Source organism: Xanthomonas graminis pv. graminis (genome assembly GCF_030168915.1).
GTDB classification, from domain to species: Bacteria; Pseudomonadota; Gammaproteobacteria; order Xanthomonadales; family Xanthomonadaceae; genus Xanthomonas_A; species Xanthomonas_A translucens.
This window is the reverse complement of the sequence record NZ_CP076255.1, coordinates 1001827-1027300: the sequence shown is the minus strand read 5'-3', so window position 1 is coordinate 1027300 and position 25474 is coordinate 1001827. Positions and strand designations below refer to the sequence as shown.

21 protein-coding genes are annotated in these 25474 nt (G+C 67.8%); 9 read left to right on the top strand and 12 right to left on the bottom strand.

All coding sequences use genetic code 11. The annotated features are described in order from the left end of the window. Positions 1–206 precede the first annotated feature (206 nt). The 5 genes from KHF85_RS04480 to KHF85_RS04460 all read right to left on the bottom strand — a co-directional run bounded on the left by KHF85_RS04480 (position 207) and on the right by KHF85_RS04460 (position 5369). Entirely contained in the window at positions 207–1439 is a 1233-nt protein-coding gene (locus KHF85_RS04480; protein ID WP_284568663.1) for an acetylornithine transaminase, read from the bottom strand. Positions 1440–1702: 263 nt separating this feature from the next. Next, positions 1703–2125, bottom strand: a complete 423-nt coding sequence (locus tag KHF85_RS04475; protein ID WP_009607216.1) for a VOC family protein — start codon at positions 2123–2125, stop codon at positions 1703–1705. A 148-nt stretch (positions 2126–2273) separates the two neighbouring features. Beyond that, positions 2274–3434, bottom strand: coding sequence for an ROK family transcriptional regulator (locus tag KHF85_RS04470; RefSeq protein WP_409976654.1), 1161 nt, complete (start codon positions 3432–3434; stop codon positions 2274–2276). Positions 3435–3768: 334 nt separating this feature from the next. Then, the gene (locus KHF85_RS04465; RefSeq protein ID WP_284568662.1) at positions 3769–4584 is read right to left on the bottom strand and encodes an SDR family oxidoreductase; all 816 of its coding nucleotides are present in this window, start codon (positions 4582–4584) and stop codon (positions 3769–3771) included. 110 nt (positions 4585–4694) lie between these two features. Beyond that, positions 4695–5369 carry a serine/threonine-protein kinase gene (locus KHF85_RS04460; protein WP_053113536.1) on the bottom strand — a complete coding sequence of 225 codons (675 nt, stop codon included), beginning with the start codon at positions 5367–5369 and terminating at the stop codon, positions 4695–4697. A gap of 48 nt (positions 5370–5417) precedes the next feature. Here KHF85_RS04460 and KHF85_RS04455 point away from each other — a divergent pair, with 48 nt between their 5' ends. From KHF85_RS04455 to KHF85_RS04440, 4 genes are all read left to right on the top strand, one after another. Next, positions 5418–7436, top strand: coding sequence for a bifunctional DedA family/phosphatase PAP2 family protein (locus tag KHF85_RS04455; protein ID WP_284568661.1), 2019 nt, complete (start codon positions 5418–5420; stop codon positions 7434–7436). A gap of 532 nt (positions 7437–7968) precedes the next feature. Further along, positions 7969–8958 carry a hypothetical protein gene (locus tag KHF85_RS04450; protein WP_284568660.1) on the top strand — a complete coding sequence of 330 codons (990 nt, stop codon included), beginning with the start codon at positions 7969–7971 and terminating at the stop codon, positions 8956–8958. Next, on the top strand, positions 8955–12158 hold the full coding sequence (locus KHF85_RS04445) for a LamG domain-containing protein (protein WP_284568659.1): 3204 nt from the start codon (positions 8955–8957) through the stop codon (positions 12156–12158). Before KHF85_RS04450 ends, KHF85_RS04445 begins: the two co-directional genes overlap by 4 nt. Before the next feature lie 39 nt (positions 12159–12197). Then, positions 12198–12707: a hypothetical protein gene (locus tag KHF85_RS04440; protein WP_284568658.1), complete on the top strand. Its 510-nt coding sequence runs from the start codon at positions 12198–12200 to the stop codon at positions 12705–12707. A 5-nt stretch (positions 12708–12712) separates the two neighbouring features. On the opposite strand, the gene KHF85_RS04435 is transcribed toward KHF85_RS04440, so the two are convergent. From KHF85_RS04435 to KHF85_RS04425, 3 genes are all read right to left on the bottom strand, one after another. Continuing rightward, a complete protein-coding gene (locus tag KHF85_RS04435; protein ID WP_284568657.1) occupies positions 12713–13297 on the bottom strand; it encodes an LON peptidase substrate-binding domain-containing protein in 585 nt (194 codons plus the stop codon). 28 nt (positions 13298–13325) lie between these two features. Then, positions 13326–14771, bottom strand: coding sequence for a UDP-N-acetylmuramate:L-alanyl-gamma-D-glutamyl-meso-diaminopimelate ligase (mpl, locus tag KHF85_RS04430; protein WP_284568656.1), 1446 nt, complete (start codon positions 14769–14771; stop codon positions 13326–13328). Between the two features lie 1113 nt (positions 14772–15884). Further along, a complete protein-coding gene (locus tag KHF85_RS04425; RefSeq protein WP_053835490.1) occupies positions 15885–16448 on the bottom strand; it encodes an adenylate kinase in 564 nt (187 codons plus the stop codon). A gap of 145 nt (positions 16449–16593) precedes the next feature. On the opposite strand from KHF85_RS04425, the gene KHF85_RS04420 reads away from it, so the two are divergent. Continuing rightward, entirely contained in the window at positions 16594–17853 is a 1260-nt protein-coding gene (locus KHF85_RS04420) for a 6-phosphofructokinase (RefSeq protein ID WP_284568655.1), read from the top strand. Between the two features lie 410 nt (positions 17854–18263). Beyond that, positions 18264–18479 carry a DUF6434 domain-containing protein gene (locus KHF85_RS04415; protein WP_284568654.1) on the top strand — a complete coding sequence of 72 codons (216 nt, stop codon included), beginning with the start codon at positions 18264–18266 and terminating at the stop codon, positions 18477–18479. A gap of 289 nt (positions 18480–18768) precedes the next feature. Here KHF85_RS04415 and KHF85_RS04410 read toward each other — a convergent pair whose 3' ends face one another. Then, positions 18769–19311 (bottom strand): hypothetical protein, encoded by a 543-nt coding sequence (locus tag KHF85_RS04410; protein ID WP_284568653.1) that lies wholly within the window; start codon positions 19309–19311, stop codon positions 18769–18771. Between the two features lie 256 nt (positions 19312–19567). Between KHF85_RS04410 and KHF85_RS04405 the strand changes: the two genes are divergently transcribed. Further along, complete coding sequence (locus tag KHF85_RS04405) at positions 19568–21595, top strand: sodium-translocating pyrophosphatase (RefSeq protein ID WP_284568652.1); 2028 nt, start codon at positions 19568–19570, stop codon at positions 21593–21595. 59 nt (positions 21596–21654) lie between these two features. On the opposite strand, the gene KHF85_RS04400 is transcribed toward KHF85_RS04405, so the two are convergent. Then, a complete protein-coding gene (locus KHF85_RS04400; protein WP_284568651.1) occupies positions 21655–22143 on the bottom strand; it encodes a hypothetical protein in 489 nt (162 codons plus the stop codon). Between the two features lie 195 nt (positions 22144–22338). Here KHF85_RS04400 and ppa point away from each other — a divergent pair, with 195 nt between their 5' ends. Beyond that, positions 22339–22872: an inorganic diphosphatase gene (ppa, locus tag KHF85_RS04395; RefSeq protein WP_284568650.1), complete on the top strand. Its 534-nt coding sequence runs from the start codon at positions 22339–22341 to the stop codon at positions 22870–22872. Positions 22873–23030: 158 nt separating this feature from the next. After that, positions 23031–24146, top strand: coding sequence for an HDOD domain-containing protein (locus tag KHF85_RS04390; RefSeq protein ID WP_284568649.1), 1116 nt, complete (start codon positions 23031–23033; stop codon positions 24144–24146). Between the two features lie 105 nt (positions 24147–24251). Here KHF85_RS04390 and KHF85_RS04385 read toward each other — a convergent pair whose 3' ends face one another. Continuing rightward, positions 24252–24626 carry a hypothetical protein gene (locus KHF85_RS04385; protein ID WP_284569617.1) on the bottom strand — a complete coding sequence of 125 codons (375 nt, stop codon included), beginning with the start codon at positions 24624–24626 and terminating at the stop codon, positions 24252–24254. 161 nt (positions 24627–24787) lie between these two features. Next, a complete protein-coding gene (locus KHF85_RS04380) occupies positions 24788–25453 on the bottom strand; it encodes an ion channel (protein WP_284568648.1) in 666 nt (221 codons plus the stop codon). Positions 25454–25474: the final 21 nt, after the last annotated feature.

The window sequence follows — 25474 nt, the reverse complement described above, 5'->3', positions numbered from 1 at the left end:
CCTCGCGCACCCGGAGCGCAGCGGAGGGCGCGCGTCTGGGGTGTGCTTTCTTTTGGTTACTTTTCTTTGCACAAGCAAAGAAAAGTGACTCGCGCAACGCGCGAAAGCTCTGGCTCTGGCTCTGGCTCTGGCTTTGGCTCTGGCTTTGGCTCTGGCTTTGGCCGTTATCGCATCACATGCAAAACCGAAACTATCCAGAAACCGACTCAACGCTTCCCGACATAAGCCTGCAGCGCAGCCCGCAACCGCTTCAGCCCCTCCGCCATTTCCTGATCGGTGATATTCAACGAAGGCACGAAACGCAACACATCCGGCCCGGCCTGCAACGTCAACAACCCATGCGCAGCGGCATGATCGAGGATCGCCCCCGCCTGCCCCGCATGCGCCTGATTCAGCACCGCGCCCAGCATCAGGCCCCGGCCACGCACCTGCGAAAACAGCGCGAACTCATCGTTGAGCGCGGCCAGCCCCTGCCGCAGCGCCGCCGCCTGCCGCGACACATTCGCCGCGATCGGCGCCGATGCCAACTTGCGCAGCGCCACCCGCGCCACCGCCGCCGCCAGCGGATTGCCGCCGAAGGTGCTGCCATGCGCGCCGAACTGCATCGTCTCGGCGACCTTCGGCCCGGCCAGCAGCGCGCCGATCGGGAAACCGCCGCCCAGCGCCTTGGCCAGCGTCACGATGTCCGGCGTCACCTCGTCCTGCCAATGCGCGAATAGCGTGCCGGTGCGGCCCATGCCGCACTGGATCTCGTCCAGCAGCAACAGCGCGCGATGGTGATCGCACAGCGCGCGCACCTGCGCCAGGAAGCCAGGTGCGGCCGGCATCACCCCGCCCTCGCCCTGCACCGGCTCGAGCATCACCGCGGCCACATCGCCGGCCGCCATCGCGGTTTCCAACTGCACGATGTCGTTGAAATCCACATAGCGGAAGCCGCCGGGCAGCGGCTCGTAGCCTTCCTGGTACTTCGGCTGCGCGGTGGCGGTGACCGCGGCCAAGGTGCGGCCGTGGAAGCTGCCGCGGAAGGTGACGATGACCCGCCGGTCCGGCGCGCGGCCCTGCCTGGCGGCCCACTTGCGCACCAACTTGATCGCCGCCTCGTTGGCCTCGCTGCCGGAGTTGCACAGGAACACCTTGCGCGCGAAGCGCGACGCGGCGACCAGTTCCTCGGCCAGGCGCAGCGGCGGCTCGCTGTAGAACACGTTGCTGGTGTGCCACAACTTGCCGGCCTGCTCGAGCAGCGCCGCGCTCAGGTCCGGATCGTTGTGGCCGAGTCCGCACACGGCGATGCCGGCGGACAGGTCGATGTAGTCGCGGCCTTCGCTGTCCCACACCTTGGCGCCCTGGCCGCGCTCCAACACCAGCTGGCGCGGGCGGTAGATCGGCAGGTAGTAGTGCTGACCGAGGGCAATCAGATCCGCGGCGGAGGAAGCGGTCATCGAAAGGATTCCTGCAGGAAAGCGTTCGATTATAAGACCGCTGGCATTGCGTGCAGTGCGCCGCTCCGGCGTGCAGCGGATTCGGCAGCAACGGCGCGGCGCCGCTGCTGCCCGCGAAACGCGCCGGCGGCGTTGCCGCGGCGAGCGGAGGTCGCGCTGCGACGCGCAGCGCAACGAAGGCAGGTGCTGCGGCGCGCGGCACCGGATTCAGCGGGAAACAGACCGCCGTGCGCAGTGCATCCGACGCGCGCGGCGGCAGCGAATCACCACACGCCGGTGTTCGGCATCGATGCCCACGGCTCGGCCGGGGCCAGCGCCTCGCCCTTCTGCAGCAGTTCGATCGAGATCAGGTCCGGGCTGCGCACGAAGGCCATGCGCCCGTCGCGCGGCGGACGGTTGATGACGACGCCCTGCGCCTGCAGGTGCGCGCACAGCGCGTAGATGTCGTCGACCTCGAACGCCAGGTGGCCGAAGTTGCGCGCGCTGCCGTAGTCCTCGTCCGAGCCCCAGTTGTAGGTCAGCTCGACTTCGGCCTGCGGGTTCTCCGGCGCGCCGAAGTACACCAGGGTGAACTTGCCGGCTTCGTTGTCGATGCGCCGGGTCTCGCTCAGGCCCAGGCCTTCGGTGAAGAAGGTGCTGGTCTTCTGCAGATCGTGGACGCGGATCATGGCATGCAGGTATTTCATCGCGACAACTCCAGTGGATGGCGGAAACGGGCAGGACCGCGACGTGCCGCGACACGCGGCCGCGCCGTCCTTGCACAGGCGCACAGGGTAACGCCCGCGGCGTGCAGGCGCGGGCACGCCGCGCACGCGGCCATGCGCGCGGCGCCGCTCAGCGGAAGTAGCAGGCCTTCAACGGCAGCGTGGCCGCGCCGACCGCGCTGGCGTCGGCCATCGCCGCCGCCGGCAGCAACACCGGCAGCGGCCGCGACTGGCTGCGGCGCGGCGGGTCGACGATGCGCAGTCGCGGGATCAGGCGCAGCGCCAGGTCGCGCGGCAGGCGCCCGCCGAACACCACCGCCTGCGGATCGAACACGGCGCTGATCGCCGCGACGATCAACGACAGGCCCGGCACCGTGCGCGCGATCCAGCGCTCGATGGCCGGCCAGGCCGGATCGTAGGCGGCCACCAGCGCGCTGACGTCGGCCAGCATCACCCCGTCCTCGATCAGCATCTGCCGCAAAAGTTCCAGCGTGGCGCGCTCCAGGCCCTGCCCCGGCAACATGCCGGCGAACTCGCCGGCGTTGCCGTGCGCGCCGCGCAGGCAGGTGCCGTCGATCACCATGCCGCCGCCGAGGCCGTAGCTGAAATACAGGTAAGCGAAATCGCGGTACTGGCGGCCGACCCCGAGCAGGCTCTCGCCGACCGCGGCGACGCTGCCGTCGTTGTCGACCCAGACCGGCAGGCCCAGCGCCTCGGCCAGCCAGTCGCCAATCGCAAACTCGCCCAGCGCGCGCAGCGGATCGGGCGGATTGATGCGCTTGGCGCCGTCGACGAAGAACCCGGTCATCGCCACGCCCGCGCCCAGCCGCGGCCCGAGTCCGTGTCCGGCCGCGGCCAGCAACGCCGCGTCGGCCTCGCGCAGCTGCGCCAGCAACGCCGCAGGCTCGGTGGAGCGCAGCGGATGCTCGGCACTGGCGCGGACCTGGCCACTGAAATCCAGCAGCGCCAGCGACAAGGCATCGGTGGCGATCGAGTAACCGACGGTATGGCCGTGGGCGGGATTGAGCGCGATCGCCGCACCCGGCTTGCCGCGTCCGCCGTGCGCCAGCGAGGCGCCGATCAGCACCAGCCCGCGCGCGGCCAGGCCATCGATCAGGCGCACCGCCGACTGCACGGTCAGCCCGGTGATGCGGCTGAGGTCGGCACGGGTGACCGTGCCGAACAGGCGCAGGCTGTCGAGCATGCGCCGCTCGTTGTCGCTGAGATCGGCATGCGTGGCATGGACGGGGCGGGAAGCGCGCGGCAGCGAGACGACGACGGGAGCTGGCATGAGCGACGATGGACGGAAGATCGGAAAAGCATATCGAGCAATGGTGAAATATTTAATTCACCTTTAGTTAGTGCATTCCAGGCCCTGCCTCAGCGACATCATGGGCGCGTACAGGGGCCGACGGCCATCGTGGACCGCTGCGCTCCTACCTCACTCGCGCCGCAGCACGTCGCGTCTCCGGCCGCACATCCTGCGGAGCAACACGGTGATTTGCCACGACCGCTGCAGCGAGAATTTCCGCACGGCAGACAGGGGCGGGGCTGGAGTCCTCCCCCAGGCAACCGCCACACCGAACCCATCGTCGCCGCAGCGGCCGACGCCCCGCAGCGCCCGCTCAATCCAGGAACAGATCCGGCAACAACGGCTGCGCCGGATCCAGCGCGTAGCCGGAGAGGTCGATCACGCCGGCCGCGGCCAGCACCTCGTCATCGATCAGGAACTGCCCATGGAACCCGGCCGCGGTGCGCGTCAGCACCGCATGCGCCGCGTCGGCCATGATCTGCGGACGCCGGCCGTTGCCCGCAGCGACGCCCGGGATCATGTTCAGCGCTTCGGTGGCGATCAGTGTGCGCGGCCACAGCGCATTGACCGCCACGCCTTGCGGGCCGAATTCGCCGGCCAGGCCCAGGGTCACGAAACTCATGCCCATCTTCGCCAGCGTGTAGCCGGTATGCGGCGCCCACCATTTCGGATCCAGCGACGGCGGCGGCGCCAGGGTCAGGATGTGCGGATTGGCGCTGCGCAGCAGGTGCGGCAGACAGGCCTGCGCGCACAGGAAACTGCCGCGCACATTGACCTGCTGCATCAGGTCGAAGCGTTTCATCGGCGTGTCCAGCGCCCCGCGCAGCCAGATCGCGCTGGCGTTGTTGACCAGGATGTCGATGCCGCCGAACGCCGCCACCGTCGCCGCCACCGCCGCACGCACCTGCTCCTCTTCGCGGATGTCGCACTTCAGCGCCAGCGCGCGGCCGCCGGCCGCCTCGACCGCCGCCGCGGCGCTGTGGATGGTGCCGGGCAACTTCGGATTGGGCACCGCCGACTTGGCCGCGATCGCCACATTGGCGCCATCGCGCGCCGCCCGCAGCGCAATGGCCAGGCCAATGCCGCGCGAGGCGCCGGTGATGAACAGGGTTTTGCCGGTTAGGTTCACGGGACTCGGGACTCGGGACTCGGGACTGGCAACAGCTTAGCCCCACTAAGCCGCAGACACCCCAAATCCGCTTTTCCGAGTCCCGAGTCCCAAGTCCCGAGTCCCGGCACTCAGGGCTTAGGCCCCTGCCCCTCATTGTCTTCCCACTTCAGCAGGCGCCGGGTCACGAAGCGGTACACCGGCTTGCCGGTGGCGAACCACAGTGCGCGCACCCAGGAGTGGCGCTTGAGCAGGCGCAGTTCGACCGGGGTCAGGGCGTGCCGGCAGTACATGCGCTTGTGCTTGAGCAGGTGGCGCAGGTCCTCGCGCGCCAGCAGCCGCATCCAGCGCGAGCGCGGCGCGCCGCGCACCGCCAGCTGGAAGTCGATCAGCGCCGGGCTGCCGTCCTCCAGCACCAGCCAGTTGGCTTCCTTGGCCAGGTCGTTGTGCGCCACGCCGCGCCGGTGCACCTGCTGCAGCAGGCGCCGTGCGGCGCGGAAATAGGCCAGGTCGCCGCGCGGCGGGCGCTGGTACATCGCATCCCCGGCCAGGTAGCTGCGGTCCAGGAAGGTGCCGTCCCAGCCGCGCAGCTGCGGCGTCGCCGCCATGCCGGCCAGTTGCCGCAACGCCAGCGCCTCGCGCCGCGCCAGCCACCAGGCCGGCAGGCGCAGCCACCACGGCGCGGCGGTCAGGTCGCGGCGCACGAACACGCGCTGGCCGTGGCCATCGGCCTCGCGCACCAGCAGGATGCGGCCGAAGCTGTCGGCCTTGAGGATCTGGGTGGAGGCGGCCGGCGCGGGTGTCATCGGCCCAGTTTAAGCGGAACGCCATCCGCACCCACTTATAATGTGGACATGAATGCCTCATGGATCGACGCCACGCTGGAGTGGGTCGCAACGCATCCCATCCTGGCCGGCGCGGTCATCTTCGCGATCGCGTTCTGCGACGCGGTGATCGTGCTGGGCACCATCGTGCCGGCGCTGCCGCTGCTGTTCGCGATCGGCGTGCTGATCGGACTCGGCCAGATCTCCGGGCCGTACGCGGTGGCCAGCGCCGCCCTCGGCGCGCTGGCCGGCGACGCGCTGAGCTACTGGGTCGGGCATCGCTGGGGCCACCAGCTGCGCAACTACTGGCCGTTCCGGCGCTACCCGCAGTTGCTCGACCGCGGCGAAACGATGTTCCGCCGCAATGCCTTCAAGAGCATCCTGGTGGCGCGCTACGTCGGCGCGATCCGCCCGTTCGTGCCGGCCGTGGCCGGGATGATGAAGATGCCGCTGCGCCGCTACTTCGTCGCCAGCGGCGTCGCCGCGGTGACCTGGGCGCTGCTGTTCCTGGGCCCGGGCTGGCTGCTCGGCCAGGCCTACGACGCGGTGGCCGCGGTCGCCGGGCGCCTGTTCCTGGTGCTGGGCCTGCTGGTGCTGGCGCTGGGCCTGGTCTGGGCGATCGTGCTGTACGGCTATCGCTGGTCGGCCGGACACATGGACGCGCTGCTGGCGCGTGGCCTGGACTGGTCGCGGCGGCACCCAGTGCTGGGCCGCTACTCGATCGCCGTCTTCGACCCGCAACGGCGCGAGTCGGTGCCGCTGGCGATGCTGGCGGTGATGCTGCTGGCGCTGGGCTGGGGCTGGTTCGCGCTGCTGATGGTGGTGGTCGGCCACGGCGAGCCGCTGCGGCTGGACCTGGCCGTGCACGACCTGATGCTGGCGCTGCGCAATCCGCTGGCCGACTACCCGATGACCGCGCTGGCCGCGCTCGGCGACTGGCAGGTGCTGGTGCCGGCCACCGCGCTCGGCCTGGGCTACCTGGTCTGGCGCCGGCGCTGGATGGCCGCGGCGCACTGGCTGGCGGCGCTGGCCTTCGGCCTGGCCCTGACCAAGCTGCTCGGCACCACCGTGCACGTGGTGCGCCCGCCGGCGGCCAGCAGCGGCTTCGGCTTCCCGTCGGTGGCGGTGACCATGGCCACCATCAGCTTCGGCTTCTTCGCGGTGCTGATCGCGCGCGAGCTGCCCGGGCGCTCGCGGGTGTGGCCGTACCTGCTGTCCGGCGTGGTGGTGACCCTGATCGGCTTCGCCCGCCTGTATCTGGGCGCGCACTGGCTCAGCGACGTGATCGGCGGCATGTTGTTCGGCATCTTCTGGCTGCTGGTGCTGGGCATCGCCTACCGCCGCCGTTTCAACCGCGCGTTCTGGATGAAACCGCTGGCCTGGCTGTTCTATGGCGGCTTCGTCGCCGCGGCGCTGTGGTACGCGCCGCGCGATCTGGAGCGCAAGCTGGCCAAGTTCGAACCGCCGCCGCCGGTGTTGATGGATCTGACCGCCAGCGCGTGGTGGCAGGACGAGTGGCGGCTACTGCCGTCGCGGCGCAACGAATTCGACGACGACCAGCGCTGGCCGCTGGACCTGCAGGTGGCCGGACCGCTGGCACCGCTGCAGCGCCAGCTCGAAGCCGCCGGCTGGCGCGTGCAGCCGCAGGCCGGCTGGCAACAGGCGCTGCAACTGCTCGACTACAAGGCCCAGGCCGAACAGGTCCCGGTGCTGCCGGCGACGCTGGACACGCAGGTGGAATCGCTGCTGATGCTGCGCAGCGGCCCACGCCCCGGCGAGCTGTACGCGCTGCGCCTGTGGCCGGCGCCGGCGCGGCTGCAACCGGGCAACGTGCCGCTGTGGCTGGGCAGCGCGCAGAGCCTGCGCTACGAACGCCACGTCAACCTGATCGGTCTGTGGCGCCCGCTGCGCGGCGCCGATCCGGCGCTCAACGCGGTCACCGATGCGCTGCACGCCCTGCCCACGCGCAGGGACATGCATCGTCCCTCGCAAGTGCCGGTGCTGCTGGTGCGCAGCGAGGGCGAGGCGCCGGCCAGCGACGGGAACTGATCGCCAACCGCGCAGCGCATCGCCGGCAACGGCGGCGTGTGGACGGGACCAGACGCATCGCCAGGCAGCGATATGCCATCGGCAGCGCTGGCGCAGCGCATGCAAGCGACCAGCGCGCGCAGGTGCCTCGCCGGCTGCAAGCGCCATGACCAGGCACGCCGCCTCCAGACCGGCAGCAGCAACCAATGCGTTGCCATGCGGCGGCCGCGCTGCAGGCAAGCGCCGCCGCGCTTGCGCGCCGGCGACTACGGCGGCGCTTTCCTGTCACAACATTCATGTACTATCGAACGCGGCAACCCTCGCATGGTTGCTCTTGGCCGATGGCCATGGTTGAGGCTGCAATCCTTCCTGTTTGCCTTGTTTGCACTATCTGCACAACCATGACCCGGCACACCCAGGCCGCCCCCATGGCGATGGCGCTGCAACATCCGCATTGCGCAAAGATCGACCTTCCCACCTGCTTCGCAAGCATCTCCTTGCCGATCCGCAGACGCACGGCGGATCACCATTCGCTTCATGGGAACCCTGCAAAATGCCTACCTATAATGGATTTTTGGTACGTGACTCGTTGGGCGACTCCGGCATAACGCCGTCGAAAGGCTATTGGAGCCAGTCGCCCGACATCATCTCCTCGCCCCTCATCGCCGACCCCCAGCAATTCGCCACGCCTTTCGCCTGGTCGCAAGACATGAACGTCCCGGCAGAAGCCGGCTCGCGCATCAATCCGGTGTATGTCCGCGCGAAGAACCTGACCGGCACGACCCAGCAAGGATGGTTCATTTCCTTGTACCGGTCGCCGGCCTCGCTGTTCCTGAACACGCCCGACTGGGCCAACAACGCGCTGCGCACGGATAAAGGCAACACCTACTCGCCCCTCGCCTCGACCGACGCCAACGGCATCATCGCCGGCGCCGACTACTTCGTGCTCGACGGCACCACGACCAGCCAGCACATGTGCTACGTGGCGGTCGCGTCCAACACGCAAACGCCGACATTGCCCAGCACGTTTTCCAGCTTCGACGACTACGTCACCTGGGTCCACGCGAACCAGAACGTCGCCATGCGCAACATGGATCTGGTGATGGACTATCCCGCGCGCACCTATGAAGTGCCGCAGACCTTCCAGAACCCGCAAAGCGGGCAGGCGCTGGTCGCGTTCGAATTGTGCGCCAAGGGTTTCCCGATCGGCACCACCTTCGGCATCACCTGCGCGGCGTTGAAGATCGACGAAACCTGGATGTTCAACACGGACCCGCAGACACAGGCGGCCTCGGGGATCTGTGATCCGGGCGCCGCGTTGGTGATCGTGAGCTGGGCGACCCTGCCCGCTTCCGCGCCCAAGTGGCCGGACCGCGCCAGCCTGCAGACGCAGGCGTTCTTCGCGCCGGCCGCCGATTCTCCCGTCGCGGCATTCGGCCGGCCGTGGAAGGACTTCGCGCTTGCGGACAAGCTGCGCGCCAACGACGGCCTGCTGGTGCCGGTCGGCGACTTCACGTTCGTGCTGCGCGAGACGCTGACATGAGCCAGACATCGCCGTACTCGCCCGCCAACACGTCCATCCTGCTGCAACTCGATGCAGCAGGCAGCGTGAACTCCACTGTTTCGAGCCTTGTTCTGAATGGCGCCTTTCCGTTCTCGATCGACGCCCTGGTCCGCTTCAAGTCGCTGCCGCTTTCGCAAGACATGCCGTTCGTGCCCATCGTCAGCCAAGCCGGGATCTTCCAGTTCGGCGCGAGCGGTGCGGAACTGGCCCTGCTGATCTCGGGCATGGCGCCGGCGGTGACCACCACCGCGCCGCTGCTGCAAGGCACCTGGCAGGCACTGGCCGTCACCTGCAGCGGTTCGCAGGTCTACCTGTACATCGACGGCGAGCTGGTCGCCGGTCCCATCGCCATCGGCGGAAGCCCCGGCTCGGTACCGGCGGACATCGTGATCGGCAATCTGTTCGAAGGAGAACTGCGCCGCGTGCGTGCGTTCAATGTGGCGCTCACCGCGGATCAGGTGCTGGCCAACATGTATACGCGCATCGACGATGCCACGGTCGCATTCGACTACGACTTCAGCGTCAATCCGCCGTGCGACCAATCGAACAACAAGTTCCCGGTCGCGCTGGCCGGCAGCGCCGCGATGATCAGCGAGGTCCCCGCGCTCAGGCTGCACGCCACTGCGTACGCTCGCCCGCTCTACCAAAAGCATGTCAACCCCGGCGGCGGCCTGATCGATCCATACACCGTCCAGGCCGATGTCTATATCACCGATAGCAGCCTCAGCAACGACCAGTACATCTTCATCAACGGAGACATCGAAGATTCCAGCGGCATGGGCCTGTTCCTGCGCTATAACGGCAGCAGCGGCTTCAACGTGGTTTCCGAGCGCGGCGCCAACTGGGTCGGCGATGCGCTGGTCTCCACGGCGGTCATCCCGCTCAACCAGTGGTCGAACATCTCCACCACGTTCGATGGAACCACGCTTTGCCTCTACATCGATGGCGTATTGGATGCCAGCAAAGCGTTCGGCCCCATCGCCGAAACCTCCGAAAGCAGTTACCTGGTGATCGGCGCGGCGCGCAGCGTGGGACAACCCACCGGCGCCACGCCGCTGCAAGGGTATGTCGCCAGCGTCGACGTCTGGAATCTTGCGCTGACGGCCGCCGACATACAGCTGTATCTGCAAGCGCCGCCGCCGGTCGATGCATCCGGACTGCTCGCCCGCTACGACTTCACCCTGTCGCCGGCGCGCAATCTGGTCGATGGCCATCCCATCGGGCTGGTCGATGGCGCGCGGATCGATATGCAAATCGCGAGCATCTCCGCGCAGACCGTCATTGCAAGCTCTGCGTTCACAGGCAGCCGGCCTCGGCAGACGACCGACTCGACCTTTCCAGCCACTGGTGAAGCCCTGATCGCCGCGCTCAATGCCGAACTGGAAGCGGCAAGCGCAACGCTGGGCGCGGACTCACCGCGCTTGCAAGCGCAACGCGCCTGGACCGCGACCATCGTTGCAAACCTTGCCCACAGCAAGGCCGTGCCGTTCATGATCTCGTCCGAGATCCAGGGCGACGCGCACGTCATCTACGTCGACCAGGGCGGCAAGCGTTGGGAGGCAGGCCGCGCCGTGGGCTTTCCCAACGACGACATCAGCGTCTGGAAGGCGCAGCTGGTCTTCACGGTCGTGTTCGGCGTGGTCGATCTCATCAGCGGACTGAAATGCGATTTCACCCAGCAGGGCAGGGCCTATATCGGCAAGATCCTGACCGACCCCAAAATCGCCGCCAACCTGTCGCTCGGCGCCGCCATGACCGGTGCGGGCATTTTCGAAATCGTCCGCCAACTCTACAACGGCAGCTACCTGCGCATTCTGGTCGGCTTGCTGGTGAGCGTTGGATACTGGGCGCTGCTCAGGATCGTGGCCAGGCTCATCCTGGTGTTCTCCGGCATCACCGTGGCGGCATGGGTGGTCTCGCTCGCCTCGACCGCGCTGGCCTTCGCCACGGTCTACAAGAACAAGCCGCAACCTCCGCCAACGCCCGACCCGGTCGATCCGCTGCCGCTGATTCAGATCATGGAGGTGCGGCTCGCCTTCGACCCGACCCAGACCCTGCGCAATTCGCTGCCGTTCTACGCGGATCCGCAAGCTACCCGCCTGGCCGCCGTCGATACGAGCAGGTGCCCTGACGGTTGGTATCTGCTCGACGACACCAGAACCATCTGCATCCAGGCGCGGTTCGCCGCTGCTGAAGGCTTCAACGGCATCGCCAGCATCCAGGCCACAGGCAGCGCCGAATTCGGCCAAAGCAACATGGTCGAGGTTACATTCGTCAATGGCGTTTCCGACTACATCACGTTCCAGTTCGCCAATAACGGCATTGGGCAAGGCGGCGTACGGGCCAGGAATGCGACCTTGACCTGGAATGGAACCATTCTCGGAGTTGCCGGAAATTTTGGCATCACCAATCACAAGGTCTACGTTACGTTGAAGCGGGCCACCCTGCCTTGGCTAGAGTACGGCGAACCTACCCAACGCGTGTGGAAGAGCGTTTTGGATTACGCTTGCCAATGGGCGGAAGGCACGCTCGCAGTCGATGGCGCAGCGGCAGCGATCACCACACGGGTCAACAACAGCGGCCTGCGCTACGACAGCGTCAACGGCGCGGCTTTTTACGTCGAAATCGTCAATGGCAACAGCCAATTCAATCTGAGTTCGTTCACCCGATTCTTGAGCGGATCGGCGTTCAGCCCACGAACGGTGAACTGCACAGACTGCGCCACCATCGTGACCACGTTCGCCAATGCGCTTGGATGCGAACTTCTCGAAGCCGTCATGACGGACCCGCAAGGCAACGGCTTTGCGACCAATATGATCATTGCAATAGGATCCAATGCCTTCGGTCCCACGTTCCCCGGGCGGCCGAGCCAGGGCCGCTTTTCCTATCATGAAGTGGCATGGAGCAGCGGATTCGGCGGCGCAAGCGAGCCGATCTACGATGCCTGCCTGCAGGTCGATGGATCGACGACGCCATGGCCGGGAGCGAGCATGCCGACCTTGCCAACGCCCATGACATTTTCGGTGGAAGCCGCCATGCCGGCGCTTCCCATCCCAACGCCCTACGCAACCATGTCCTATCGCTCGCGGCTTTGCGCCAACAGCGCCGACGGCATAGGGAAATGCATTCCTTCCGGAGCCGCAGCCAACACCCAATTTGGTCACCGCCGTGTTTTCTGATGGCTGGCAGGCACGCCCCGCATCGCTCAGGAGAAAAACATGATCCGTCTCGACGAACAACTGAAGACCTCTGCCGCCGCCAGCTATCGATTCGAGGAATGGCCGGCATCCGACGATCCGCCGCACGCCTATTTCGTTCCGCAGACGAAACACATCGGCCGTTTCATCTTCGAGCAACGCGAAGCGCTGCCGGGCACGCGCGATGTCATCGACTACTATTCCGATACGGCACGGGCGTATCTGCTGCAGGTGACCCACCATTACCGGACGACCCCGGAGGCGGCACGCCAGTTGCTGCTGACGCTGCTGTCCCAGCTGACCGTGGTCTCCCTTCCCGCATGCCCCAATTCGGCGTTGCAGGTGGGAGATTTGAGGTTTTGCGATGATGACGCACGGCCCACCATGCTGCTTTTTACCCGCTCCAACAGCCTGATGCGGGTACGCCTCATCGCTGCCGACGCCATCGCGGCGGCCGACGACCCGGTCGTGGAATTTTCCCTGGCGCTCGATCAGGCGCTGCTGGCGCACCGGAGGCAGGCGCTGCACTGACCGGCCTAGGGGATCCACCCGAGCAACTGCTCCAGCCGCTCATGCGGATCGTCTTCCTGCAGCAGCGCCAGGCGCTGGCGCTCGTCCAGCGGCAGCAGTTCGGCCAGGCGCCAGCCGACCCAGGCGGCCTGGTCGAGCAGGCGCGGGCCGGCCACCGGAAACACCTCGGCGGCCTGGTCGAGGATGCTGTCCAGCACGACCGACAACAGCGCGTGCTGCGGCTGCAGCTCGTCGTCCTCGTCCGGCTCGCGCCAGTGCACCTCGCCGACCACCAGACCGTTGTCGCGGACCCGGCTGCGCAGCACATGGAAGCGGCGTTCGCCGCGCAGGCTCAGCACCAGCACGCCGTCGGCGCCGACATCGAAATCGACGATGCGCGCCTCGGTGCCGTACGCGGCCGGCCGCGCCGGCGCGCCGGTCTCGCTGCCTTCCAGGATCAGGCACACGCCGAAGCCGCCGCCGCTGCGACCGCACTCGCGCACCATGTCCAGGTAGCGGCGTTCGAACACGCGCAGCTTGATCGACGCCCCGGGTAGCAGCACCGCATGCAGCGGGAACAGCGGCAGCGTGCTGCGCTCGTCTTCGCTCATATGCGCCCTCCGCATTGCATCATCGCGCTCATTGCAGCGCCGCCAGGAAGCGCCGAGGCGCGCCGTCGAAGCCGCCGTTGGACATGAACACCACATGGTCGCCGGCACGCGCCTGCGCCTGCAGCGCCGCCAGCAGCGCGTCCACGTCCGCGGCGGCAAAGGCCTGGCCGCGCAGCGCGGCGATCACCTTGCCCGCGTCCCAGGCCAGTTCCGGCCGCTGCAGGAACACCACCGCATCGGCCGCGTCCAGCGCCGGCGCCAGCGCCTCGGCATGCGCGCCCAGGCGCATCGAATTGCTGCGCGGCTCCATCGCCACCACGATGCGCGCCGTACCGACCCTGGCACGCAGGCCCTCCAGGGTGGTGCGGATCGCAGTGGGATGATGCGCGAAGTCGTCGTAGACGGTGATGCCCTGCGCCTGGCCGAGCACTTCCAGGCGCCGCTTGACGCTGCGGAACTGCGCCAGCGCCGGCATCACCTGCGCCGGCGCCACGCCGACCGCGTGCGCTGCGGCCAGCGCCGCCAGCGCGTTCATCACGTTGTGCCGGCCGAACAGCGGCCAGCGCACCTCGCCCAGTTCCTGGCCGTGATGCAGCACCGCGAAATGGCTGCCGTCGGCGGCCAGCGGGCGCGCGCTCCATTCCAACGCCGGATCGAAGCCGAAGCGCTCCACCGGGGTCCAGCAGCCCATTGCCAGCACCTCGCGCAAATGCGCGTCCTCGCCGTTGACGATCAGCCGCCCGCGCCGCGGCACGGTGCGGACCAGGTGATGGAACTGGCGCTGGATCGCGGCCACGTCGGGGAAGATGTCGGCATGGTCGTATTCGAGATTATTGAGGATCGCCACCAGCGGACGGTAGTGCACGAACTTGCTGCGCTTGTCGAAGAACGCGGTGTCGTACTCGTCGGCTTCGACCACGAACAGCGGCCGCTCGGCCGCGCGCGCGGCGTCCTGTGCAGCAGCGCCGCCAGCGACCGCCGGTGCCGCGCCGTGCGCGCCGCCGGCCGCGGACGCCTTGCCGCCCAGACGTGCGGACAGGCCGAAATCCTCGGCCACGCCGCCGATCAGGAAGCCAGGCTCGCGGCCAGCCGCCTGCAGCAGCCAGGTCAGGATGCTGGTGGTGGTGGTCTTGCCATGGGTGCCGGCCACCGCCAGCGTGTCGCGCCCGGGCAGCACCTGCTCGCTCAGCCATTGCGCGCCGGAGGTGTAGGCACGGCCGGCATCCAGCACCGCCTCGACCGCGGCATTGCCGCGCGACAGCGCATTGCCGACGATCACCTGCGCGCAGTCGGCGCCAATGTGCTCGGGCAGGTAGCCCTGCTGCAGCGCGATGCCGAGGTGTTCCAGTTGCGTGGACATCGGCGGGTAGATCGCCTGGTCGCTGCCTTCGACCTCGTGGCCGAGTTCGCGCGCCAGCGCGGCGACGCCACCCATGAACGTACCGGCGATGCCGAGAATGTGGATCTTGCTCATGGGCCGATTGTCGCCGATCCCCCGGCGTGCGCAAACCGGCGCGCAGCGGCGGCCGGCGTCGTGCCGTAGCGCTGGCGCGCGCGGAGGGTCGCAACGGCAACCGGGTCAAGCAGGAAATCCACTACAAGGCCTGAAGAAAGTTACCGATAGGCAAGTCGGAGGCCGACATCGAAAATGAACGCGCCAACCGCAGCATCCCTACGGTCCTACTCCCCCAAAAGCCATTACCAAGGGGGAGCTCATGCTGTGGGGCCTTGAGCAAGCCCGTTCGCTGGCACCTGACGATTCTCGGCCTCCCGCCCACGCCCACGCGCGGCGGGAGGCGTGGGTTTGGCCTTGGCCACTGCTGGCGACGGATGACGTTAAAATTCTTGCGCAGAACTCTTGCGCAGAACGCGGTTCGCCGACTACATGGCGCGGACGCGGGGTAGCCGGAGTTGGTCGATGCCCTGGCGGGCCTGAACCCTGCGGGCATCCCGCACACGCCGGCCTTACGTCCTTATCCCTTGCAGGAGCGGTTTCAACCGCGACGAGCGAAGTGTGAGAGGTACAGACTTCGGACACAGCCTGTCGGGGCTGAAGCCCCTCCTACAGTGCGTCCAGTTAGCTTGCCGCAAGTCCCTGTAGGAGCGGCTTCAGCCGCGACGAGCGAAGCGGGGCGCTTTCCGGCGGCGCAATGCGTCGGGACTGAAGTCCCCCCACAGTGCGTCCAGTTAGCTTGCCGCAAGTCCCTGTAGGAGCGGCTTCAGCCGCGACGAGCGAAGCGGCGCTCTTTCCGGCGGCGCAAATGCGTCGGGACTGAAGTCCCTCCCACAGTGCACCCAGCGATGTCGCGATAGCAGAAACGGCAGACGTGCCGGCGCGGGCAATGCTGGGCCGAAAGGCACTTCCACAACGCACCCAGGCAACCAAGCCCAACTCCCTGCAGGAGCGGTTTCAACGGCGACTAACCCAGCGGCGCGCCTTCCGAGGTCGGAAACGGTCGGGGCTAAAGCCCCTCCTACAGTGAAGCAAGCACGATGGTCGCAGGCCTGCGAAGAAGCGCCGCGAATGGGGCGAGACCATCGACCATCAGGCGCGCCGAGCGCCGCAGCCGCTCGGCGCAGCGCCGTCTCAGCGGCCGATCGCCGCCAGGATGCGCGCCAGCACTTCGTCCAGCGAGCCGACGCCGTCCACGCGCGCCAGGGTGCCGCGCTTGTCGTAGAAACCGATCACCGGCGCGGTCGAATCGTTGTACACCTGCAGGCGCTTGCGCACCGACTCCGGATTGTCGTCTTCGCGGCCTTCGGCCTTGGCGCGGCCGGCGATGCGCTCGACCAGCAGTTCGGTGGCCACGTCCAGCTGCACCACCGCGTCCAGCGGCTGGCCGATCTTGGCCAGCAGTTCGTCCAGCGCCGAGGCCTGGGTCAGGTTGCGCGGATAGCCGTCGAGGATGAAACCCTTGGCGACGTCGTCGCGGCCGAGGCGCGATTCGAGCATGCCGAGCAGGATGTCGTCGGAAACCAGGTCGCCGCGCGCCATCACTTCCTTGGCCTGCACGCCCAGTGGGGTGCCGGCGGCGACTTCGGCACGCAGCAGATCGCCGGTGGAAATGTGCGGGATCTGCAGCTTGTCCTTCAGGCGGCTCGCCTGCGTGCCCTTGCCCGATCCGGGCGGTCCCAACAGAACCAATCGCATCAACCTGACTCCTCGAGGAAATTACCGTGCGCGGCCGGCGGCGTTAGACTCGGGGGCCACGCCTGCGCTGTACCGCAAGGCCCCCAGCTTAACGCATCCGGGCAATGTCCCGGCAATGTCCCCACCCCAGGAGCGAGTCCCGACCATGGCCCAAGGCACCTTGCTGTATGCCCAGTCCGGCGGCGTCACCGCCGTCATCAACGCCAGCGCCGCCGCCGTGATCGGCGAGGCGCGTGCACGCAAGGTCAAGGTCCTGGCCGCGCGCAACGGCATCCTCGGCGCGCTGCGCGAAGAGCTGATCGACACCTCCAAGGAGTCGGCCGCGGCGATCCGCGCGCTGGCGCACACGCCCGGCGGCGCGTTCGGTTCGTGCCGCTACAAACTCAAGTCGCTGGAGGCCGACCGCGCCAAGTACGAGCGCCTGCTGCAGGTGCTGCAGGCGCACGACGTGCGCTACTTCCTCTACAACGGCGGCAACGACTCGGCCGACACCGCGTGGAAGGTGTCGCAGCTGGCCGACGCGTTCGGCTATCCGCTGCACTGCATCGGCGTGCCCAAGACCATCGACAACGACCTGGCGGTCACCGACACCTGCCCCGGCTTCGGCTCGGCCGCCAAGTACACCGCGGTGTCGGTGCGCGAAGCGGCGCTGGACGTGGCGGCGATGGCCGAGACCTCGACCAAGGTTTTTGTCTACGAGGCGATGGGCCGCCACGCCGGCTGGTTGGCCGCTGCGGCCGGGCTGGCCGCGCAGTCGCCGGACGATGCGCCACAGATCATCCTGTTCCCCGAAAGCGCTTACGACGAAGCCGCGTTCCTGGCGCAGGTGCGCAAGGTGGTGGACAAGGTCGGCTGGTGCGTGGTGGTGGCCAGCGAAGGCATCCAGACCGCCGACGGGCGCTTCGTCGCCGATACCGGCGGCGGCACCGATGCGTTCGGCCACAGCCAGCTCGGCGGCGTGGCGGCGTACCTGGCCGGCAAGGTCAAGGCCGAACTCGGCTACAAGGTGCACTGGACCCTGCCCGACTACCTGCAGCGCTCGGCCCGCCATATCGCCTCGAAGACCGACTGGGAGCAGGCGCAGGCGGCCGGCAAGGCGGCGGTGCAGTTCGCGCTGAAGGGCATGAACGCGGTGATGCCGGTGATCGTGCGCAGCAGCGATGCGCCCTACCGCTGGAAGATCGAAGCCGCGCCGTTGAGCAAGATCGCCAACCACGAGAAGAAGATGCCGCCGGCGTTCCTGCGCAAGGACGGCTTCGGCATCACCGAGAAAGCGCGCCGCTACCTGCAACCGTTGATCCGCGGCGAAGCCTACCCGCCCTACGACCGCAACGACGGCCTACCCAAGTACGTGGCGCTGAAGAACGTGGCGGTGAAGAAGAAGTTGCCGGCCTGGGAGGATTGACGGACTCGGGACTCGGGACTCGGGACTCGGTTTACAGCGTGCCTTTTCCCGAGGGGATGGGACAAGGCTTATTGCATGCTCCTCGCCGCTGCGCTGCACCGCGCAGCGCAGCGCAGCGCACGGAGTTTGCTGAGCTGAGCTGAGCAGATCGAGCGCGCGCAGCCGGTACTTGGTGTCGACCGCAATGGCATCGCGGCGGCGACGCCGGTCCGTGGCTTGGCTTGCCCGCCATGTGCGCCACTGCGCGTATGCGCGAGCGGCGCCAGACTAGGGCGCCGTTCATTCGCTGCGGCGGGCAGCGATTGGATGTCGCTTGCCGCGGCCGCTGTAGCGGGTTCGCAACGACGATTCGGCTACGCTGACGCCTGCCAAGCGGCATTCGCACTGCAAACCGGCGACAAGGAACCAGAATGAACGTCGATTGGCACAACGGTCCGATCACGCGCGCAACGCCGGTGGACGAGACCTACCGCAGTACGCAGGCAGTGCGCCGGTTCCTGGCCGGCGCGTGCGGGGCCGAGTTCAAGTTCGATCGCGCCTTCATGGCGTGGATCAAGGACGGCGCGCCGAAGAGCATGGGCGACGTTGCCGACGAATGGCTGCGCCTGCAGCGGCAAGGACTGTAGCTAGCGCGATAAAGCTGCGCGGGTTCGCATGGCCTATGTTTTCGATTAAAAAAGCTGGCGACGGCGCACGGCAACGCGCGTTCGCGGCTGAGAAAAATGCATTTCAGGCAGCCGCTGGCAGGGCTGAGCGCAGCGAACTGCGAACCGCGAACTGCGCAAGCGTGCAAGCACATCGGGTCAGGCAGAAAAAGCGCCCAGCCACCCGATGTCCATGCCACGCATCGGCAACGCTGCGCGAGCAGTCGCGCAGCAGCTGAATTCCGCAAGGAATGCCGCTACGCGCCCCGACTCAGCGGCAGGCCGTGCCTTCCAGCGTCATCTGCGCGGCGAACTGCGGCACCTGCGCGATCGCGCCGGCCGCCGCCTGCTTCTTCGCCTCTTCCAGATAGATCCGCGACTGGCCCTGGCCGTCGAGATCCGCCTTGGTCGCCACCGGCTTGCGCCACACCCGCACCACCGCCTGCTGCGACGGACAGGCGGCGCTGGGCACGCGGATCACGTCGTTGAACTTCCAGCCGGTCGCCTCGCTGGGCCTGGCCTGGTCGAACTCGACCAGCTTGGCGCGCGGCTGGCAGGTGGGGCTGCTGCGCACCGCGGAAAACGTGTAGGGCTGCGCCGCATCGCCGGTGTAGACGCCTTCGAAGCGCACGCAGGCCTCGGGGATCTGCCGGATCGTGTGCAGCACGCCGACCGCCTGAGGCGCACCGGGCTGCCGCTGCTGCAACTCCGGGACCGGATCGGCGGCCAGCGCCGCCAGCGGCGCGCAGGCGCACAGGCCCAGGGCCAGGGTCGAAGCGAGTGCGCGCCGCCGCGCCGGGATCGTCGATTGCATCGGCTTGCTCCTTGAAAGCGATGCGCCACGCTGCCACGCGCCGACTGAACGCGGCGCCAAGACAGGGCCGGCGCCTGTCGCTGGCGATGCGCAGGACCCGGGCGCATACTCGGCGCGTTCAGGCCAGGTCGCACATGGCGATACGCACCACCGGCGCGTTGCGGCCGCGGAGTCGTTGCATGCCTCAGGCTCCTTCGGTGTGATCCCGCTGTATGCCCCCATCGCTTGGGCGACATCCACATCCTTGGGAGGGGTCATGCTGGAACGATATGCGGTCACCGTGGCACTGACGTGCGCGGCCTTGGCAATTCTCTATGGCGTCGTGTCCACGCGCTGGGTCCTGGCCCAGCCCGCCGGCAACGACCGCATGCGGCAGATCGCCGATGCGATCCAGGAAGGCGCGCGCGCCTATCTCAACCGCCAATACCAGACCATCGCCATCGCCGGCGTGGCGCTGTTGCTGCTGGTCGGCTTCTTCCTGAGCTGGTACACCGCCGGCGGTTTCGCGATCGGCGCCGTGCTGTCCGGCGCGGCCGGCTACATCGGCATGAACCTGTCGGTGCGCGCCAACGTGCGCACCGCCGAGGCGGCGCGGCGCGGCTTGGGACCGGCGATGGACGTGGCGTTCCGCGGCGGCGCGATCACCGGCATGCTGGTGGTCGGGCTCGGCCTGATCGGTGTGGCCGGCTACTACGGCGTGCTGCAATGGCTGGGGCGCAGCGTCGAGGAAAGCCTGCACGCGCTGGTCGGCCTGGCCTTCGGCAGTTCGCTGATCTCGATCTTCGCGCGGCTGGGCGGCGGCATCTTCACCAAGGGCGCCGACGTCGGCGCGGACCTGGTGGGCAAGGTCGAGGCCGGCATCCCCGAGGACGATCCGCGCAACCCGGCGGTGATCGCCGACAACGTCGGCGACAACGTCGGCGACTGCGCCGGCATGGCTGCGGATCTGTTCGAGACCTACGCCGTCACCGTCATCGCCACCATGCTGCTCGGCGGGTTGATGGCGGCCGAGGCAGGACGCAATGCGGTGCTGTATCCGCTGGTGCTCGGCGGGGTGTCGATCGTCGCCTCGATCGTCGGCACCTTCTTCGTGCGCGTGCGGCCTGGCGGCTCGATCATGGGTGCGCTGTACAAGGGCGTGCTGGTATCGGCCGTGCTCGCCGCGCTGGCGTTCTGGCCGGTGACCCAGCAGTTGATGGGCGACACCGCCGCCGGTGCGACCAAACTGTACGGCTGCGCGCTGATCGGCCTGGTGCTGACCGGACTGATCGTGTGGATCACCGAGTACTACACCGGCACCCAGTACAAGCCGGTGCAGCACATCGCCGCAGCCAGCAGCACCGGCCACGGCACCAACATCATCGCCGGACTGGGCGTGTCGATGAAGTCGACCGCGCTGCCGGTGCTGGCGGTATGCGCGGCGATCTGGGGCGCGTTCGCGCTGTCGGGCCTGTACGGCATCGCCATCGCCGCCACGGCCATGCTGTCGATGGCCGGCATGATCGTGGCGCTGGACGCCTACGGCCCGATCACCGACAACGCCGGCGGCATCGCCGAGATGGCCGAGCTGCCGCCGGAAGTGCGCGCGGTCACCGACCCGCTGGATGCGGTCGGCAACACCACCAAGGCGGTGACCAAGGGCTATGCGATCGGTTCGGCCGCGCTGGCCGCGCTGGTGCTGTTCGCTGACTACACGCACAACCTGCAGGCCGCGCATCCGGGCGAGAGTTTCGTCTTCGACCTGTCCGACCACACGGTGATCATCGGCCTGCTGCTCGGCGGGCTGATCCCCTATCTGTTCGGCGCGATGGCGATGGAGGCGGTGGGTCGCGCCGCCGGCGCCGTGGTCGAGGAGGTGCGGCGCCAGTTCCGCGAGATCCCCGGGATCATGCAGGGCACCGGCAAGCCGCAGTACGACCGCGCAGTGGACATGCTGACCCGCTCGGCGATCCGCGAAATGATCGTGCCGTCGCTGCTGCCGGTGGCGGTACCGGTGGTGGTCGGGCTGCTGCTCGGCCCGCGCGCGCTCGGCGGGCTGCTGATCGGCACCATCGTCACCGGGCTGTTCGTGGCGATCTCGATGACCACCGGCGGCGGCGCCTGGGACAACGCCAAGAAGTACATCGAGGACGGCCACTTCGGCGGCAAGGGCAGCGAGGCGCACAAGGCCGCGGTCACCGGCGACACGGTCGGCGATCCGTACAAGGACACCGCCGGCCCGGCGATCAATCCGCTGATCAAGATCATCAACATCGTCGCGCTGCTGATGGTGCCGCTGCTGTAGGCATCCGCGACCGGGACCGGCGCTGGCGATTCGCCGGCGCCGGTGCGCGCACAGCGCGACTACAGGCAATCGATCAGGCCGTCGTTGACGCTGCGCCGGCTGTACGGCAGCGGCGCGAACAAGGGGTGCTCGCCTGCCAGCGCCTGGTACAGCGCCACCAGCCGGGTCTGCGGCAGCAGCGGCGTGGGGCATTGCCACAGCCTGGCATCCACCTGCACCTGGCCGGTGGCCGGGTCGATGCTGGCCTCGCTGGCGCCGAAGGTCCACACGCACTGGCCGATCGCGCCGTCGCGCTGGCGCACCGAACAGCGGTAGCGCAGCGGCCGGTAATCGCTGTAGTCGCCCTCGCAGAAGGTGTCGCCGCAGCTCTGGTCGAAGTCCTTGGCCAGCCGCCGCTCCAGGTCGTCGAATGCCTCCCAGCCCGCGCCCTCGGTTGGATAGTCGACCGCATCCACGTAGACCTGCTGCTGCGCCTGCGCCCGGGCCGCACCGAAAACCAGCAGCACGCCCGCCAACACCGCGCCGACCGAAAACGGGATTCCTTTCATCGTCTTGCTCCTTGGGTGGACTGTGGACACAGCATCGCCCGGCAGCGCGCCGGGCACTATCGGAAACCTGCCCATGCGCAGCGGTACGGAGTCCGAAAGCCCTGTAGGAATAGGCTTAGCCGCCCGCGCTGCATTGCAACAGCCAACCGACTAGAATGCAGACCTCTTTAGAAGCCACTCCACTGGAGCTAGCGCATGGGTCTGGAACTGGTCACCTCCGGCAAGAATCTCCCGGAAGAAATCAACGTCGTCATCGAAATCCCCAAGGATTCGGAGCCGGTCAAGTACGAAGTGGACAAGGCCAGCGGCGCGATCTTCGTCGACCGCATCCTGTCCACGCCGATGCGCTATCCCTGCAACTACGGCTATGTGCCCAACACCCTGTGCGGCGACGGCGACCCGGCCGACGTGCTGGTGGTGCTGCCGCTGCCGCTGGTGCCCGGTTGCGTGGTGCGCTGCCGCCCGGTCGGCGTGCTGAAGATGAGCGACGAGGCCGGCAGCGACGAGAAGATCCTGGCGGTGCCGGTGGCCAAGGTGTTCGAGGGCTACGGCCACATCGAGGACATCGCCCAGGTCTCCGGCCACTGGATGGAGCGCATCGGCCACTTCTTCGCGCACTACAAGGATCTGGAGAAGGGCAAGTGGGTCAAGCTGGATGGCTGGGGCAACGCCGCCGAAGCCAAGCAGATCCTGCTGGACGCGGTCGAGCGCTACAAAGCCAGCGTCTGACCAACAGGGCGTCGCGGCGGAGGGGGAGACCCGCCGCGGCTGACCCGCTTCACGTTTTACGAGTGCCAACCCTGTCGCAGTGCGGGGTTTGGAGTACATTGCGAAACGAATATCCGGGCCGGTCGAGCGTGAACCGGTCCCTTCCTGGGGGAAGTCTCTTGCGTATCCTGTTCGTCGGCGACGAAGCGAGCCTGCCGGCCGAAGTCACCGAATATATTCGCGAATTGGGCGAGGACTGGCAGGTCCAGACCGTGCTCGACGGCAATTCGGCCATCGCCGCTGCCGCCACCGAGCACCTGGATGCGGTGATCGCCGCGCCGGCGCTGCCGGACCTGACCACGGCCACCCTGCTCGGCCAGATCCGCACGCTGAGCCCGGAAACCATCCGCGTCGCGCTGATCGACGCCGAGCAGAGCAACCGTGCGCCGCCAGCGCGCATCATCGGCGTGGCGCACCGCTTCCTGCCGCTGCCGCTGTCCCCGGAAATGCTGCTCGAGGCGGTCACCAGCATCGAGGAACTGCAGGAGTTGCTGAGCGATCCGCGCTTGCGCGCCAGCATCGGCCGCATTGAGAAGCTGCCGTCGCCGCCGCATCTGTACCTGAGCCTGATGCATGCGCTGGAACAGGACGAGGGCAGCAACGCCGCCGACCTGGCCAAGCTGGTCTCGGCCGATCCGGCGATCGCGGCCAAGGTGCTGCAGCTGTGCAACTCGGCGTACTTCTCCAACGGCCGCACGATGTCCGACCTGCGCACCGCGGTGACCCGGCTGGGCATCGCCACCTTGCGCGACCTGGTCCTGGCCAGCGAGGTGTTCTCGGTGCAGGCGCTGTCCAACGCCGAACGCAACGCGCTGCAGCAGCGCTCGCTGCTGGCGTCGAAGCTGGCGTCGAAGATGCTGCCGTCCTCCAGCGCCGAACTGGGCGCGACCGCCGCGCTGCTGGCCGACATCGGCCTGCTGTTGCCGGGCATCCGCAACGAGCGCGAGTCGGCGGTCGAGGGCGACGAGGAACGTCCCGGCCATGCCGAGGCGGGCGCCTACCTGCTCGGCCTGTGGGGCCTGCCGATGCCGATCATCGAGGCGGTGGCGTTCCACCGCCAGCCGCAGCGCTCCAGCACCCGCAGCTTCTGGGTCACCGGCGCGGTGCACGTGGCGATGGCGCTGGCCAGCGGCTCGGAGATCGACGAGGACTACCTGGCCAAGACCGGCACGCTGAGCAAGCTGCCGGCCTGGCGCGAACAGGCGGAAAACCTGATGGGGCTGACGTCGGCCTAGTCCCGTGTCGGCGCTCCTCGCGCAACGCGGGCAGTTCGCGGGGAAGCGCCTCGCTCATGCGGGCATGCGCATCGCGGATCGTATTGGCAAGCCCGGCTCGTTGCGCTACGAACCGCCGCCCAGGTCATACGCGCATGCCTCACGCAGACTGGAGTAGCAACGTACGCCCCAGTTGACGCCGAAGTCGCCGCAGCTCCAATCCATGCTCAAGTTGGAACACAGACGGAAGTTGGAACCCCAGTCGTGGCTACCCCAGCCATTGCGCCGCTCGATCGGCGTGTCCGATTCGTTGTCGCGCTTGTATTGCTGGTAGCCGCCGTTGATCAGGGTACGGGTCACGTCGATGACCTGGCCGCTGCCGGTCATGCTGCCGAACAGCAGCCCGCGCCCGTCCGGGGGCCAATCGAGACGGAGCAGTTCGGTGCCGTCGCAGCGCGCGGCCTCGCGCGCCACGCCATGCCCCTCGGCCGCCACCAGCATCAAATGCGACGAATGCAGCCAGGCGTGGCGACGCCGACAAATTCCACCCTAGTCGTTGCCGCCGCCAACCGCGGCGAAGCACTACAGGCTCTCTGCGCCGACGAAACTCATATAAAGGTTGCAAGATCACGCGCCGCCTGGCGCGTTTTTTTAGCCGCAGCTCAGGCTTTGGGTTTGCGTGTAACGCTGAGTCCGATCAGCCGCGACACCACCAGCGCGATGTACATCACCCCGGCGAACTGTTCGAGCATCACCAGCGAACGCGCCAGCGGCAACACCGGCAACACATCGCTGAGGCCGACCCCGGACAACACGCTGAAACTCAGGTACAGCAGTTCCATCCAGGTACGCGGCGACTGCGTCGTCTGCGCGCCGATGAAGCTGCCCGGCAGCCATTGCTGGCACACCGAGAAGGCGAAGGCGAACGCCCAGGCCAGCAAGGTGAAGGTCGCGCCGGCCGCGTACAGTTCGTCGCGGGTGACCTCGTGGTCCTGCAGCATGTAGGCGATCAGGCTGGCCGCGGTATAGAAATACAGCAGGCTTTCCAGCAGTTGCGCGAACGCGCCGAGTTCTGGGCTGTCGCGCAGCGCCGCGGCGATCGACAGCACCACCGACGGCACCGCCAGGCACCAGGCGACCCACAACACCGACGGACTGCGGTTCACAACCCACAGCGCCAGGCCCAGCACCACGATGCCGAACGCGCCGAACAGCGCGCGCCCGGCGGCGGTGTCTTCCATCAGCGGATACAGCAGCAGGCCCAACAATTGCACACTGAGCAGCAACGCGGACGGGTGGCGACGCAAGGCGAGCGCGTAGCGGAGCATGCGGCATTCCGGAAGGGACGT

Coding starts and splice junctions, on each gene's coding strand:
- KHF85_RS04415 (WP_284568654.1), top strand. CDS start 18,264: ATGAACGTCGATTGGCACAACGGTCCGATCACGCGCGCAACGCCGGTG.
- KHF85_RS04385 (WP_284569617.1), bottom strand. CDS start 24,626: ATGCTGGTGGCGGCCGAGGGGCATGGCGTGGCGCGCGAGGCCGCGCGC.
- KHF85_RS04445 (WP_284568659.1), top strand. CDS start 8,955: ATGAGCCAGACATCGCCGTACTCGCCCGCCAACACGTCCATCCTGCTG.
- KHF85_RS04475 (WP_009607216.1), bottom strand. CDS start 2,125: ATGAAATACCTGCATGCCATGATCCGCGTCCACGATCTGCAGAAGACC.
- KHF85_RS04440 (WP_284568658.1), top strand. CDS start 12,198: ATGATCCGTCTCGACGAACAACTGAAGACCTCTGCCGCCGCCAGCTAT.
- KHF85_RS04470 (WP_409976654.1), bottom strand. CDS start 3,434: ATGCCAGCTCCCGTCGTCGTCTCGCTGCCGCGCGCTTCCCGCCCCGTC.
- KHF85_RS04435 (WP_284568657.1), bottom strand. CDS start 13,297: ATGAGCGAAGACGAGCGCAGCACGCTGCCGCTGTTCCCGCTGCATGCG.
- KHF85_RS04410 (WP_284568653.1), bottom strand. CDS start 19,311: ATGCAATCGACGATCCCGGCGCGGCGGCGCGCACTCGCTTCGACCCTG.
- KHF85_RS04455 (WP_284568661.1), top strand. CDS start 5,418: ATGAATGCCTCATGGATCGACGCCACGCTGGAGTGGGTCGCAACGCAT.
- ppa (WP_284568650.1), top strand. CDS start 22,339: ATGGGTCTGGAACTGGTCACCTCCGGCAAGAATCTCCCGGAAGAAATC.
- KHF85_RS04480 (WP_284568663.1), bottom strand. CDS start 1,439: ATGACCGCTTCCTCCGCCGCGGATCTGATTGCCCTCGGTCAGCACTAC.
- KHF85_RS04400 (WP_284568651.1), bottom strand. CDS start 22,143: ATGAAAGGAATCCCGTTTTCGGTCGGCGCGGTGTTGGCGGGCGTGCTG.
- KHF85_RS04420 (WP_284568655.1), top strand. CDS start 16,594: ATGGCCCAAGGCACCTTGCTGTATGCCCAGTCCGGCGGCGTCACCGCC.
- KHF85_RS04460 (WP_053113536.1), bottom strand. CDS start 5,369: ATGACACCCGCGCCGGCCGCCTCCACCCAGATCCTCAAGGCCGACAGC.
- KHF85_RS04380 (WP_284568648.1), bottom strand. CDS start 25,453: ATGCTCCGCTACGCGCTCGCCTTGCGTCGCCACCCGTCCGCGTTGCTG.
- mpl (WP_284568656.1), bottom strand. CDS start 14,771: ATGAGCAAGATCCACATTCTCGGCATCGCCGGTACGTTCATGGGTGGC.
- KHF85_RS04425 (WP_053835490.1), bottom strand. CDS start 16,448: ATGCGATTGGTTCTGTTGGGACCGCCCGGATCGGGCAAGGGCACGCAG.
- KHF85_RS04450 (WP_284568660.1), top strand. CDS start 7,969: ATGCCTACCTATAATGGATTTTTGGTACGTGACTCGTTGGGCGACTCC.
- KHF85_RS04405 (WP_284568652.1), top strand. CDS start 19,568: ATGCTGGAACGATATGCGGTCACCGTGGCACTGACGTGCGCGGCCTTG.